General features: G+C 55.7%; 15 protein-coding genes and 1 riboswitch. Of the genes, 7 read left to right on the forward strand and 8 right to left on the reverse strand.

Translation table 11 applies throughout. The annotated features are described in order from the left end of the window. Nucleotides 1–5 precede the first annotated feature (5 nt). Nucleotides 6–1,295, forward strand: a complete 1,290-nt coding sequence (purD, locus tag IB214_RS22645) for a phosphoribosylamine--glycine ligase (protein WP_117344000.1) — start codon at nucleotides 6–8, stop codon at nucleotides 1,293–1,295. On the opposite strand, the gene zraR is transcribed toward purD, so the two are convergent. Together zraR and zraS are read right to left on the reverse strand one after the other, a co-directional pair. After that, the gene (zraR, locus tag IB214_RS22650; protein ID WP_115259730.1) at nucleotides 1,292–2,617 is read right to left on the reverse strand and encodes a sigma-54-dependent response regulator transcription factor ZraR; all 1,326 of its coding nucleotides are present in this window, start codon (nucleotides 2,615–2,617) and stop codon (nucleotides 1,292–1,294) included. The two genes, purD and zraR, sit on opposite strands and share 4 nt — an antisense overlap. Nucleotides 2,618–2,622: 5 nt before the next feature. Then, complete coding sequence (gene zraS / locus IB214_RS22655) at nucleotides 2,623–4,008, reverse strand: two-component system sensor histidine kinase ZraS (protein ID WP_117344001.1); 1,386 nt, start codon at nucleotides 4,006–4,008, stop codon at nucleotides 2,623–2,625. Between the two features lie 261 nt (nucleotides 4,009–4,269). Between zraS and zraP the strand changes: the two genes are divergently transcribed. Continuing rightward, complete coding sequence (gene zraP / locus IB214_RS22660; RefSeq protein WP_096758766.1) at nucleotides 4,270–4,704, forward strand: zinc resistance sensor/chaperone ZraP; 435 nt, start codon at nucleotides 4,270–4,272, stop codon at nucleotides 4,702–4,704. An 89-nt stretch (nucleotides 4,705–4,793) separates the two neighbouring features. On the opposite strand, the gene IB214_RS22665 is transcribed toward zraP, so the two are convergent. The 6 genes from IB214_RS22665 to nudC all read right to left on the reverse strand — a co-directional run bounded on the left by IB214_RS22665 (nucleotide 4,794) and on the right by nudC (nucleotide 9,161). After that, nucleotides 4,794–5,489 carry a DUF1481 domain-containing protein gene (locus IB214_RS22665; protein WP_117344006.1) on the reverse strand — a complete coding sequence of 232 codons (696 nt, stop codon included), beginning with the start codon at nucleotides 5,487–5,489 and terminating at the stop codon, nucleotides 4,794–4,796. Between the two features lie 11 nt (nucleotides 5,490–5,500). After that, a complete protein-coding gene (gene hupA, locus IB214_RS22670) occupies nucleotides 5,501–5,773 on the reverse strand; it encodes a nucleoid-associated protein HU-alpha (RefSeq protein ID WP_096758767.1) in 273 nt (90 codons plus the stop codon). A gap of 186 nt (nucleotides 5,774–5,959) precedes the next feature. Then, nucleotides 5,960–6,550 carry a YjaG family protein gene (locus IB214_RS22675; protein ID WP_096758768.1) on the reverse strand — a complete coding sequence of 197 codons (591 nt, stop codon included), beginning with the start codon at nucleotides 6,548–6,550 and terminating at the stop codon, nucleotides 5,960–5,962. A 33-nt stretch (nucleotides 6,551–6,583) separates the two neighbouring features. Next, a complete protein-coding gene (gene nfi, locus IB214_RS22680; protein ID WP_117344002.1) occupies nucleotides 6,584–7,264 on the reverse strand; it encodes a deoxyribonuclease V in 681 nt (226 codons plus the stop codon). Between the two features lie 9 nt (nucleotides 7,265–7,273). Further along, nucleotides 7,274–8,338, reverse strand: a complete 1,065-nt coding sequence (gene hemE / locus IB214_RS22685) for a uroporphyrinogen decarboxylase (protein WP_096758770.1) — start codon at nucleotides 8,336–8,338, stop codon at nucleotides 7,274–7,276. A 49-nt stretch (nucleotides 8,339–8,387) separates the two neighbouring features. Continuing rightward, a complete protein-coding gene (gene nudC / locus IB214_RS22690; RefSeq protein WP_115259732.1) occupies nucleotides 8,388–9,161 on the reverse strand; it encodes an NAD(+) diphosphatase in 774 nt (257 codons plus the stop codon). Nucleotides 9,162–9,257: 96 nt separating this feature from the next. Here nudC and rsd point away from each other — a divergent pair, with 96 nt between their 5' ends. The 5 genes from rsd to thiS all read left to right on the forward strand — a co-directional run bounded on the left by rsd (nucleotide 9,258) and on the right by thiS (nucleotide 13,469). Next, nucleotides 9,258–9,746 carry a sigma D regulator gene (rsd, locus tag IB214_RS22695; protein ID WP_096758772.1) on the forward strand — a complete coding sequence of 163 codons (489 nt, stop codon included), beginning with the start codon at nucleotides 9,258–9,260 and terminating at the stop codon, nucleotides 9,744–9,746. 53 nt (nucleotides 9,747–9,799) lie between these two features. After that, nucleotides 9,800–9,922: riboswitch (TPP riboswitch) on the forward strand. Nucleotides 9,923–10,003: 81 nt separating this feature from the next. After that, on the forward strand, nucleotides 10,004–11,902 hold the full coding sequence (gene thiC / locus IB214_RS22700) for a phosphomethylpyrimidine synthase ThiC (RefSeq protein ID WP_117344003.1): 1,899 nt from the start codon (nucleotides 10,004–10,006) through the stop codon (nucleotides 11,900–11,902). Further along, nucleotides 11,902–12,537 carry a thiamine phosphate synthase gene (thiE, locus tag IB214_RS22705; RefSeq protein ID WP_117344004.1) on the forward strand — a complete coding sequence of 212 codons (636 nt, stop codon included), beginning with the start codon at nucleotides 11,902–11,904 and terminating at the stop codon, nucleotides 12,535–12,537. The genes thiC and thiE overlap by 1 nt, the downstream gene beginning before the upstream one ends. Further along, nucleotides 12,530–13,288, forward strand: a complete 759-nt coding sequence (locus IB214_RS22710) for a HesA/MoeB/ThiF family protein (protein ID WP_115259735.1) — start codon at nucleotides 12,530–12,532, stop codon at nucleotides 13,286–13,288. Before thiE ends, IB214_RS22710 begins: the two co-directional genes overlap by 8 nt. Beyond that, on the forward strand, nucleotides 13,269–13,469 hold the full coding sequence (gene thiS, locus IB214_RS22715; RefSeq protein ID WP_096758776.1) for a sulfur carrier protein ThiS: 201 nt from the start codon (nucleotides 13,269–13,271) through the stop codon (nucleotides 13,467–13,469). Before IB214_RS22710 ends, thiS begins: the two co-directional genes overlap by 20 nt. The last annotated feature ends 1 nt before the right edge of the window (nucleotide 13,470 follow it).

A 13,470-nucleotide genomic window follows, 5' to 3' on the forward strand; every position in this document is an offset into this window, starting at 1 on the left:
AGACGATGAAAGTATTAGTTATTGGCAACGGCGGGCGCGAACACGCGCTGGCCTGGAAAGCAGCCCAGTCACCGCAGGTTTCAACCGTTTATGTCGCACCGGGCAATGCGGGTACCGCACTGGAACCGACGCTGCAAAACGTGGCTATCGGTGTAACCGACATTCCGGCACTGCTGAGCTTTGCCCAGAACGAGAAGATCGATCTCACCATCGTTGGTCCGGAAGCACCGCTGGTGATTGGCGTGGTCGATGCCTTCCGTGCCGCCGGTCTGAAAATCTTCGGCCCAACCGAAGGTGCTGCGCAGTTGGAAGGTTCTAAAGCGTTCACCAAAGATTTCCTCGCGCGCCATAATATTCCCACTGCGGAATACCAGAACTTCACTGAAGTGGAGCCCGCGCTGGCCTATCTGCGTGAGAAAGGCGCGCCGATCGTCATTAAAGCCGACGGTCTGGCTGCCGGTAAAGGCGTTATCGTGGCGATGACGCTTGAAGAAGCTGAAGCCGCCGTGCACGACATGCTGGCAGGCAACGCGTTTGGCGACGCGGGCCACCGCATTGTGATCGAGGAGTTCCTCGACGGCGAAGAGGCAAGCTTTATCGTGATGGTCGACGGCGAGCATGTCCTGCCGATGGCTACCAGTCAGGACCACAAACGTGTGGGCAATGGCGATACCGGTCCGAACACCGGCGGGATGGGTGCATACTCTCCAGCGCCTGTTGTAACTGATGACGTTCACCAGCGCACCATGGAACGCATCATCTGGCCAACCGTAAAAGGCATGGCGGCGGAAGGTAACACCTACACCGGTTTCCTGTACGCAGGCCTGATGATCGACAAACAGGGCAACCCGAAGGTTATCGAGTTTAACTGCCGCTTCGGCGACCCGGAAACCCAGCCGATCATGCTGCGCATGAAGTCGGACCTGGTGGATCTGTGTCTCGCCGCCTGCGACGGTAAGCTGGACGAAAAAACCTCCGAGTGGGACGAGCGCGCCTCGCTGGGCGTGGTAATCGCCGCCGGGGGTTATCCGGGCGACTACCGTACCGGAGACGCGATCCACGGCCTGCCGCTGGAAGAAGCCGCTGACGGTAAAGTGTTCCACGCCGGCACGAAACTCGCCGCCGACGACACGGTATTGACCAATGGGGGCCGCGTCCTGTGCGCAACCGCACTGGGTCATACCGTTGCAGAAGCGCAGAAGCGCGCTTACGCGTTAATGGCCGACATCCGCTGGGAAGGCAGCTTTAGCCGTAACGATATCGGCTGGCGCGCCATCGAACGCGAGCAGCGCTAACGCGAAATTTTCGCCAATAGCGTTTTGCGCGTGATGCCTAACTGACGGGCGGCTTCAGTTTTGTTGCCGCCCGTTTTTTCCAGTGCTGCCAGAATCACCTCTTTTTCAACATCCACCAGCGGTTGGATCTCCGGACTGTTCTCTGCTTTTATTGGCGTCGCGGCAATCGCCAACGGCAGCTCGCGTTCAGAAATGTATTCTCCCGTCAGCAGAACCACCGCACGCTCAATCGCATTTTCCAGCTCACGAATGTTTCCCGGCCAGTCGTAATGGATCAGCAGATCCATTGCCTGCGGGGTAAAACCTTTCACCGCTTTGCGGTTACGCTCAGCAAAGCGCTGGAGAAAATGCCCGGCCAGCAGCGGAATATCTTCCCGGCGTTGACGTAATGCGGGCATCTCGATAGTGACGACGTTCAGGCGATAGTAGAGATCCTGGCGAAAACGTCCGGCGTTGACCTCTTGTGCCAGATCGCGATGGGTGGCGGCAATCAGCCGGACATCCACAGCAATAGTCTGATTACTGCCTACGCGCTGAACTTCACGCTCCTGAATCGCCCGCAGCAGGCGCACCTGCATCAACGGCGAGATATCGCCAATCTCATCAAGAAACAGCGTACCGCCGTCGGCTTCCACAAAGCGCCCTTCCCGGCGTTTATCGGCACCCGTAAACGCACCTTTTTCATGGCCGAACAGTTCAGATTCCAGCAGAGATTCATTCAGCGCCGCGCAGTTGAGCGTCACCAGTGGTTTATCACTGCGCGCACTGCTGGCGTGAAGCGCCCGGGCGACCAGTTCTTTGCCCGTTCCGGAGTCTCCGTGAATAAGCACCGTCGCATCCGACGGCGCAACCATCGCAATTTCGTTAAGCAGGTGCTGCATCGCCGGACTGTTGCCAATCATGCCAAACTGCGCTGCCGGGGCTGCTACGGGGTCGACGCCGGTCGCCCGGGTATGCGCCAGCGCCTTTTCCAGCGTGTGCTGCAGACTGTCAAAATCCAGTGGTTTGATTAAGTAATCCAGCGCCCCGGTTTTTAACGCTTCCACCGCGGTCTCCACGCTAGAAAAAGCGGTCATAATCAAGACAGGAATCGCCGGATTCAGGGCTTTGATCTCTTTCAGCGTTTCAATGCCGTCCATCTCCGCCATACGCACATCGCACAACACCAGATCAAAGACGTGTTCACGCACCTGCGCCAGCGCCTCTCGTCCGCTATAGGCAAGCGCAACGTCATAGCCCCAGCCACGCAGCAGCGCTTGTAGAATAGTGCAGTGGCTGACGTCATCGTCCACAACCAGAATATCGATTTTTCCGTGTGTCATCCTTGTCAATCCTGTGGTTTCGCATTGATCGGCAGCCAGAGAGTAAAGACGGTGCCTCTACCTTCCACGCTGGTCACCTGAATGGTTCCGCCGTGCTGCTCAATGATGTTTTGCACCACCGCCAGTCCCAGCCCGGTACCGTCTGCCTTCGTCGTAAAGTAAGGAGTAAAAATAGCCTCCAGCTGGTCGGGCGCAATTCCCTTTCCGCTGTCGGTAACCCTAATTTTAACCCGTTCGGCGCTACTTTCACTCGCTGAAACCGTAACCGTCCCCTGATGCCCAATAGCATGAATGGCGTTGAGGTATAAATTCAGCAGGACCTGCGTGAGTCGGTCGGGATCGGCTTGAATAGCGGGTAACGCAGCATTCGGCGTAAACTGCAGTTGAATTTCCCGGCTCTGAGCATCCTGGCTAACCAAATGCAGCGAGTGGGTGATGACTTCATTAAGATCGACCCGCTGCAGCGTCAGGTGCGCGGGCTTCACCAGCTCCAGCAATTCACTCACCACCCGATTTAAGCGATCGGCCTCTTTCGCCATCACCTGCGCCAGTTCATGCGACTCGCCCCCCGCCGGAGTGCGTTCGGCAAAATATTTCGCTAACCCCTTGATGGATGACAGTGGATTACGGATTTCATGCGCGACTCCCGCCGCCAGATGTCCGAGCGCCATCAGCTTTTCTTTACGCTTCATCGCGTCCTGTAGCTCTTTATAAGAACGCTGATAGCGTTGGTACCAGAAAAACGTCAGCACGGTAGCCAGCAGCACCGCCGCCAGAGCAGACAGAACGATCAGCGTATTACGCCACTCTCTGGCCTGAGTCGCGGCCAGGTCGCTGGCATCAAAAGCGATAAAGATGGTTTGCGTAGGCGTATTCGCATGATCGTCATTACCGGAGCAGCGTGCCATACCGTGCCTCCCGGCCCCATACAACGGCTGGAACTGGCGATAAATTTCCAGGGCTGGTATTTGATCATGCCCATCGGGCGATGAGTCGATATTCCGCCAGCGTTCTTGTTCCCCAGGATTTAACTGACGCAGGACATCCGGCGAGTAGAGGGATTTACCAACCATAGAGGAATCACTGTGGGTGATGATCACGCCATGCTCATCGACAACGGCAAACCAGAGTACGCCCGGCTGTACCGCCATTTGCTCCAGCAGCGTTTGTTGCTGCGCATGATGCATACGCATTCCCATGCCCACACGCGTACCGGACTCAAGGGCGCGGATCAGCACGCTTCCCTTTTCCAGTAACGTTTGTCGAGCGGCATCACTTTCCCGGCCGTAGTCCCGAATGGTCATGATAGAAAACCACCCCACCAAAATCAGGATCGCCGCCGGTAATAACCGGCTCAGCCACTTTGCTGCCGTATCCTTATCAAGACGCATACGTTCTCCCTTTCCCGCCGTTCCTTTCTTCATTTCAGGTATACAGCAGAAATCATGCCATCTTTTCACCCTGATAACCCTGTTCTCAGGCACAAACCCTCACAACGGGTGGGTAAAAATGACCCACCGGGCTGTTCTGGCGAGTCATTTTTACTCGCTTACGCCCGGGCGGCAGCCGCGCGATCCCCGCAGCACAAGGACGTCCAGGTTGGCACGGAAGATGCAAAAGAGAAAGTAAGCTAACCAACAGGAGAACGAACGATGAAACGGAATAATAAACTGGCGCTAATGGTCCTCTCGCTGATGGCTCTGGGTTCCACCCCGGCACTGGCGCAACATCACTGGGGCAATGGTGAGGGAATGTGGCAACAGGGTGGTACGCCAATGACCACCGAGCAGCAGGCCGCAGCCCAGAAAATCGCTGATGATTACTACACGCAGACCCGCGCATTGCGCCAGCAGTTGACGTCCAAACGTTATGAGTACAACGCGTTGCTCACCGCCAGCCCGCTGGACAGCGCAAAAATTAATGCCGTCGCAAAAGAGATAGAATCTCTGAATCAAGCGCTGGATGAGCAACGGGTGAAACGGGATGTCGCCATGGCGGAGGCGGGTGTGCCTCGCGGTGCCGGCATGGGTTGCGGTGGCGGCAGTTACCATCGTGGCGGGGGTCATATGGGTATGGGCCACTGGTAAAGAACTTAATGCCTGATGGCGCTACGCTAATCAGGCCTACAGATGGATACCGTAAGCCGGATAAGACGCTTTCGCGTCGCCATCCGGCGTTAAAATGTTTTATCTTTTGGCTGCCAACGACAGAAATCAGAATTCGCGACCAGCAACAGCTGAGATCCCTCAGGCGCTTCCAGCCATGCCACGCTCACGTCGACCGACGAGCGGCTCTGGCGGCGCTCGATATGGTTTATCGCCCATGAATCTAAATCAGGTTTGATCGTCTCGCCTTCACACGTAGTGACCGTGCGTTCGGCAGCATGCCAACGCCCCTGCCGTAATACCACACGCCCCTGGCGCAGCGCATCGCTGGTCTGACGGGTTTGATCGGCACGGTAGCGGTAGAGCGCAATTTGATCGCTGGAAAGCTGTTGCTTTTGTCCATCGACTTCACGCTGCATAAAACTCAGTTCACCCCGATCGTCGAAACGGATGCGAACATGCTCCGGCGGTTGGCTGTATACGTTGAGTTCTATCAGAGAGAGGGTGTCACCCTGCCAGCGGTACTCACTGGTGGTTGTGTCGCCGCTTCGCCACGGACTAAAAACGGAGAGCAGATGCACATCATTGTTGGAATCTTTACGCCAAACGCGTACCGCTCCGTGATCGCCAACATAACCGCTGGCCGTGAACGGAGGAAGCTCAGAGTGGCGACTGCAGGCAGACAGCAACAGAACACCTGAAAGCCAAAGCGTATGACGCCAGATGGACAAAAGGGGCGAAACCGCCCCCTCGTTAAAACTGTTCACTGCCACGCGAATTACTTAACCGCGTCTTTCAGTGCTTTACCAGAAACAAATGCCGGTACGTTAGCTGCGGCGATTTTGATTTCTTGACCGGTCTGCGGGTTGCGGCCAGTACGCTCAGCGCGGTGGTTCACTTTGAAGGTACCGAAACCAACCAGTTGTACAGCATCGCCTTCTTTCAGAGACTCAGTAATAGCAGCCAGAGTGGATTCCAGAGCAGCTTTAGCCTGTGTTTTGGACAGTTCTGCTTTGTCTGCAATTACATCAATCAGTTGAGTCTTGTTCATAAGTTATCCTTACAATGTGTTTATCGCTTGCTAAGCATCGAGTGCGACGGAAATGCCAGAAAAGCACTCTCCTGCATACACGCACCGATAGCCACTTTTCTTCGCCCCCCAAATGTAGACCAGACGGGGGGCGGATGGGAAGCCTTCAGGCACGACAAATCAGGCGTTAAATCACGTTTTGTGGTGTCATTGCTGAAAAATTATACCAATATTGCTCTCGCCAGCCTCGCGCAGGTCTGCACGCAGCCCTTTTATCAGCTCAAGATCGCGTTCTTCGCAATCGGCTAAAAGTCGGAATATTTCCCACTGAATATCCCATTCTTGCTCAACGGCAGGGTTCTCTTTCAGCTCTTCATCGGTCATTTCGCGACCCGCTTGCGTCATTTCCAGCATCGCGACGCTGGTAATCGAAGCCTTACTGACTTCAATCGCGTGTTCCAGGGTTTCACCGCTCAGACGAGAATGCATGACTTCGCTCAGGGCAACACAGGCGTCAATCGCCGGATAAACGCCGTACAGATCGTAGTCGTCTGCGGACGGAATAGCCTCTTCAAACTTCTCCAGCTGGCTGTCAAAATTGATTTTCGCATCCTTGACGGTCAGCACTTCCCAGACTAAATCCAGGATTCGGCGGTAAATCTGCCCATCTCCAAACTCCGTTTGCTTGCAGAACATGGCGTAGTTTGGGTACATGCGCTCACACAGACAGGCCATAAAGGTGACGTGCTGCCAGCTTTCCAGCTTCTCCAGACGCAGATGAATCGGGTTTTGTAACATGATGAGTTCTCGAATACGGAAATTAGTCGCAGTTTACCCGATATGGGGCGTTTTTGCTGCAAGCCGCGTAAAAGCAGGGCGTTCCGATGCCACCGCATCCGCCCAGCGTGTCGGTTCCGGCAGGCGATAGCCGTTCATACAACGCTGCACCCACGCCAGCGCGCTATCCATGCCCACGCGATGTCCGGTAGAGATAAACAGTGGATTACAGCGTGCTTTGCTGCGCCAGACCCACGCCAGCTGCTCGCCTTTATCCAACAGTGGCGCTAGCGCCCCGGGTTCAGCAGATAAGGGGTCAAACTTGCCGCACAGCCGTTTTTTCGCCACGCCAATCGTCGGGACATCCACCAGCAGACCAAAATGGCTGGCAACGCCAAGACGACGCGGGTGGGAAATACCGTGACCATCAACGAACACTAAGTCAGGCTTCTGCGATAATTGTTCCCAGGCAGCCAGCAGCGCAGGATATTCGCGAAAAGAGAGAAAACCGGGGATATACGGCATGGTGGTGGCGATACGCGCCACCTTATATTCAACCAGCTCAAGAGAAGGATACTTCAGTAGCACGATGGCGGCTCGCGTCACCTCTCCGCCCTGCTCAAACCCGACATCTGCCCCAGCGATCAGATCCGGCGGATCGCTTTTAAAGCGATCTTCACGGATCACCGCAGAGGCCAGTTCAAGCTGTTGGGCGCGTAGCGACGCAAGATCCATCGTGACTCCTTAGCGGTGGTACTGCTCAGACAAGCGATGTACCGCCTCCACAAACACCCCGGCATGTTCCGGCGGCACATCCTGGTGGATACCGTGACCCAGGTTAAAGACGTGGCCTTCCCCTTGACCGAAGCCCGCCAGTATCGTGGCGACTTCTTCTTCGATACGCGGTGCCGGTGCGTAGAGCATGGACGGGTCCATATTGCCCTGTAACGCCACTTTATGACCGACACGACGACGCGCATCGGCAATATCTGTCGTCCAGTCGAGACCCAGCGCATCACATCCAGTTTCCGCCATCGCTTCCAGCCACTGTCCGCCGCCTTTAGTGAACAAGGTGACCGGCACGCGGCGGCCGTCGTTTTCACGCAGCAGACCATCGACAATTTTGTGCATGTAATAGAGAGAGAACTGCTGATAGTCGCGACCAGTCAGCACGCCGCCCCAGGTATCGAAAATCATCACCGACTGCGCGCCGGCTTTGATCTGCGCATTCAGGTATAGCGTGACGCTTTTCGCCAGCTTATCGAGCAGCAGATGCAGCGACGTTGGATCGGCGTACATCATCTTTTTAATCACGGTGAAGGCTTTGCTGCTGCCGCCTTCCACCATGTAAGTCGCCAACGTCCACGGACTGCCAGAGAAACCAATCAGCGGCACGTCACCCTTCAGTTCGCGGCGAATAGTGCGTACCGCGTTCATCACGTAGCCCAGTTCGCCTTCCGGGTCCGGGATCGGCAGCTTATCCACATCGGCCTTACAGGTGATGGGAGAGGTAAAGCGTGGGCCTTCGCCAGCTTCAAAGTACAGCCCAAGTCCCATCGCATCCGGGATGGTCAAAATGTCCGAAAAGAGGATCGCCGCATCAAGTTTATACCTGCGCAGCGGTTGTAGCGTCACTTCGCAGGCCAGCTCGGCGTTTTTGCACAGCGCCATGAAATCGCCCGCTTGCGCACGAGTGGCTTTGTACTCCGGCAAATAGCGGCCCGCCTGGCGCATCATCCATACCGGAGTAACATCAACAGGCTGGCGCAGCAGCGCACGCAGGTAACGATCGTTCTTCAGTTCGGTCATTTTTATCTTCCTTTTAGCGTCAGGCCGTCAGTGTATCATTACTCGTTCTTTACTCGTACTCAGCCCGACACATCGCCACAGTATCTTCGATCAGTCGACGTGCGACGGTACCCGGCGGGGGAAGTAGCGGTAAGTCATCGTAGCGATACCAGTTCGCTTCCAGCAGTTCTTTCGGGTCGATGACGATCTCCCCGCTATCATATTCCGCCATAAACGCGGTCATCAAAGACTGCGGAAACGGCCAGGGCTGGGAGGTAACGTAGCGCAGGTTTTTCACCTTAATGCCGCTTTCTTCCATCACTTCTCGCGCTACCGCTTGTTCTAACGTCTCCCCCACTTCAACAAAACCGGCCAGCACGGTATGCACGCCGTTGCGGTGGCGAACATGCTGAGCCAGCAGCAGGGAGTCTTCACGACGGATGGCGACAATAATGCAGGGGGCAATTTGCGGATAATAACGTTCACGGCAGTGGCTACACAGCATTGCCCATTCCGTTTTGCTTGGGTGCATCGGATGGCCACAATAACCGCAGAATTTATGCGAACGGAAAAACTCGGCCAACTGCACGCCGCGTCCGACCAGTTGAAACAGTCCCACATCCTGATCGAGGATCTGGCGCACTGAGCCCATATCGTGGCGACGCTGCTGCTGCACCAGCCAGACGGTTTCACCTTCCCACTCGCCTATCGGCAACCCGCGCTGACCCAGCAGATCAAAACCAGCCGCGTCACCATGTGGCAGCTCTCCGTGAGGCAACCACAATTTTTGTTCATGACTGACGATCCACCAGCCGCTGTCTAATTTTTCAATAATACGATCCATATCTCTTGCGCAACCTTTGCTTCACAGGCATGTTGTTTACATTATTTTTACATTTATCGGTGAGCCGTTTTTCAACACCACCTTGCGGAGTCAATCATGCTAAACCAGCTGGAAAGCCTGACGGAACACGTCGGAGGAAGTAATAAACTGGTTGATCGCTGGCTACATGTACGTAAGCACCTGCTCGTGGCTTACTACAATCTGGTTGGCATTAAGCCTGGCAAAGAATCGTACATGCGGCTCAATGAAAAAGCGCTGGATGATTTTTGTCAGAGCCTGGTCGACTACCTCTCCACCGGACACTTCAGTATTTATGAACGTATTCTGCATAAATTGGAAGGGAACGGGCAGCTTTTAAAAGCCACAAAAATTTGGCCTCTTCTGGAAGCCAATACACAACAGATTATGGACGACTATGATTCCAGTCTGGAAAACGCCATTGACCACGATAATTTCCTTGAATTTCAACAGGCATTGTCGGATATCGGCGAGGCGCTGGAGGCCCGGTTTATGCTGGAAGATAAGTTGATTATGCTGGTGCTTGATGCGGTACACGACAGCGCAATGATCAAACGCCCTGCTTGAGATTTGCGCGAGTAACAGGTAGTTTACAACCATTCCTCCTCGCCAGAGGGGGAATTATCTTGTCGGAGTGCTTATTTTCCACATCAGCATGAGTGGAAAAGGCTGAGACCGTTAATTCGGGATCCGCGGAACCTGATCAGGCTAATACCTGCGAAGGGAACAAGAGTAAATCTACAGTTGTATCGCCCATGGGCGATCTTCCCTCTTGCTTCATCCGTCGTCTGACAAGCCATATCCTTACTTTTTTGGAATGAGCTATGTCTGCCACTACTAAACCATCCCGCCGCGAACAGCGCGCCCAGGCCCAACACTTTATCGACACCCTGGAAGGGACCGCCTTTCCTAACTCAAAACGCATCTATATTGCTGGTTCACAGCCAGATATCCGTATTCCTATGCGTGAAATCCAGCTCAGCCCGACGCTCATTGGCGGCAGCAAAGATACCCCACAGTTCGAAGAGAACGAAGCCGTGCCGGTTTATGACACCTCTGGCCCGTATGGCGATCCTGATGTGGCGATTAACGTCCAGCAGGGTCTGGCAAAACTGCGCCAGCCGTGGATATCCGCACGTAATGACAGCGAAGACCTAGACGACCGTAGCTCCGCCTATACCAAAGAGCGCCTGGCCGATGATGGCCTGGACGAGCTGCGTTTCAACGGCTTGCTGACGCCTAAGCGCGCCAAAACCGGCCGCTGCGTGACCCAGTTGCACTACGCGCGCCAGGGCATCGTCACTCCGGAGATGGAGTTTATCGCTATCCGCGAAAATATGGGCCGCGAGCGCATTCGCAGTGAAGTGCTGCGCCACCAGCATCCAGGCATGAGCTTTGGCGCCAGCCTGCCGGAAAATATCACGGCGGAATTCGTGCGTGATGAAGTCGCTGCCGGGCGCGCCATCATCCCCGCCAACATCAACCACCCGGAATCAGAGCCGATGATCATCGGACGTAATTTCCTGGTGAAGGTCAATGCCAACATCGGTAACTCAGCGGTCACTTCCTCCATCGAAGAAGAAGTGGAAAAGCTGGTGTGGTCCACGCGCTGGGGGGCGGATACGGTGATGGACCTGTCCACCGGTCGCTATATTCACGAAACCCGCGAATGGATCCTGCGAAACAGCCCGGTGCCGATCGGCACCGTACCGATCTACCAGGCACTGGAGAAGGTCAACGGGATCGCCGAAGATCTCACCTGGGAAGCGTTCCGCGATACGCTGCTGGAGCAGGCCGAGCAGGGCGTCGACTATTTCACTATCCACGCGGGTGTGCTGCTGCGCTATGTGCCGATGACCGCTAAACGCCTGACCGGGATTGTCTCGCGCGGCGGCTCCATCATGGCGAAATGGTGCCTCTCCCATCACAAAGAAAACTTCCTGTTCGAGCACTTCCGCGAAATCTGTGAAATCTGCGCCGCTTATGACGTTTCTCTTTCGCTGGGTGATGGTCTGCGTCCGGGCTCTATTCAGGATGCCAACGACGAGGCACAGTTCTCAGAGCTGCATACGCTGGGCGAGCTGACCAAAATTGCCTGGGAATATGACGTGCAGGTGATGATTGAAGGCCCTGGCCACGTACCGATGCAGATGATTAAGCGCAACATGACCGAAGAGCTGGAGCACTGCCACGAAGCGCCGTTCTACACTTTAGGGCCATTAACAACCGATATCGCCCCAGGCTATGACCACTTCACCTCCGGTATTGGCGCGGCAATGATTGGCTGGTTTGGCTGCGCGATGCTGTGCTACGTCACGCCAAAAGAGCACCTCGGCCTGCCGAACAAAGAAGACGTGAAGCAGGGGTTGATTACCTACAAGATTGCCGCGCACGCCGCCGATTTAGCTAAAGGGCATCCGGGTGCGCAGATCCGCGATAACGCCATGTCAAAAGCGCGCTTCGAATTCCGCTGGGAAGACCAGTTTAATCTGGCGCTCGACCCATTCACCGCCCGCGCCTACCACGATGAAACCCTGCCACAGGAGTCCGGCAAAGTCGCTCACTTCTGCTCAATGTGCGGGCCGAAATTCTGCTCGATGAAAATCAGCCAGGAAGTGCGCGACTACGCTGCCGCACAAACCATCGAAGTGGGGATGGCGGGTATGTCGGAGAACTTCCGCGCCAAAGGCGGTGATATCTACCTGAAAAAGGAGGAAGCCTGATGTATCAGCCTGAATTCCCAACGGTACCTTTCCGCCTCGGGCTGTACCCGGTGGTCGACAGCATTGCGTGGATTGAACGCCTGCTTGATGCAGGCGTACGTACTATCCAGCTGCGAATCAAAGATAAACGCGACGAAGAGGTCGAAGCCGACGTGATTGCCGCTATTGAACTGGGGCGTCGCTACAATGCCCGTCTGTTTATCAATGACTACTGGCGACTGGCGATTAAACACCATGCTTACGGGGTACATCTGGGCCAGGAAGATCTTGAAAGCACCGACCTGAAGGCGATTCAGGCCGCAAGGTTACGTCTTGGGGTATCCACCCACGATGATATGGAGATTGACGTGGCGCTAGCCGCCCGCCCTTCTTACATCGCACTGGGTCACGTCTTCCCCACACAAACCAAGCAGATGCCATCTGCCCCACAGGGATTGGTACAACTCGCCACGCATATCGAACGACTGGCTGACTACCCTACTGTCGCCATTGGCGGTATCAGCCTCGAGCGGGCACCGGCTGTGCTGGCGACCGGGGTGGGCAGCATTGCGGTGGTCAGCGCCATCACGCAGGCCGCTGACTGGCGAGGCGCCACGTCACAGCTGCTTTCAATTGCAGGAGCAGGCGATGAATGATCGCGATTTTATGCGCTATAGCCGCCAGATTTTACTCGGTGATATTGCGATAGAGGGCCAGCAGACACTGCTCAACAGCCACGTGCTGATTGTTGGCTTGGGCGGATTAGGCTCCCCTGCCGCGCTGTATCTGGCGGGTGCGGGAGTAGGCACATTGACGCTGGTGGACGACGACGACGTGCATCTGAGTAATCTTCAGCGCCAGATCCTGTTCACGACTGATGATATCGCCCGGTCAAAATCCCAGATGGCCCAACAGCGACTGACACGGCTCAACCCGGATATCGAACTGGTCGCGCTACAGCAGCGCCTGAAAGGCGATGCGCTCAGGCACGCAGTGGCGCGCGCTGACGTGGTGCTCGACTGCACCGACAATATGGCGACGCGTCAGGCGATCAATACCGCCTGCGTCGCCCTGAATACACCGCTTATCACTGCCAGCGCTGTTGGCTTTGGTGGCCAATTGATGGTGCTGACGCCGCCGTGGGAACAGGGCTGCTACCGCTGTCTGTGGCCGGATGACATCGAGCCCGAACGCAACTGCCGTACCGCAGGCATTGTCGGTCCGGTCGTTGGCATCATGGGTACCCTGCAGGCGCTGGAAGCCATCAAACTTCTCAGCGGTATTGAAACCCTAAGCGGTGAATTACGCCTGTTCGATGGTAAAACCAGCCAGTGGCGTAGCCTGGCGTTACGCCGCGCCCGCGGTTGTCCGGTATGCGGAGGGCAACATGCAGATCCAATTCAATGATGAGCCAGTACAGTGTGCCGAGGGGCAAAATATCAGCGCGCTGCTGGCAGAGCTTAATCAGCTCAAGCCGGGGATAGCGCTGGCGCTGAATCAACAGATCCTGCCGCGCGAGCAGTGGGAACAGCAAATCGTGCAGGAAGGCGACCAGATCCTGCTTTTTCAGGTTATTGCAGGGGGTTGAT

This window comes from Citrobacter sp. C1, from assembly GCF_014596895.2.
GTDB lineage: Bacteria > Pseudomonadota > Gammaproteobacteria > Enterobacterales > Enterobacteriaceae > Citrobacter > Citrobacter gillenii.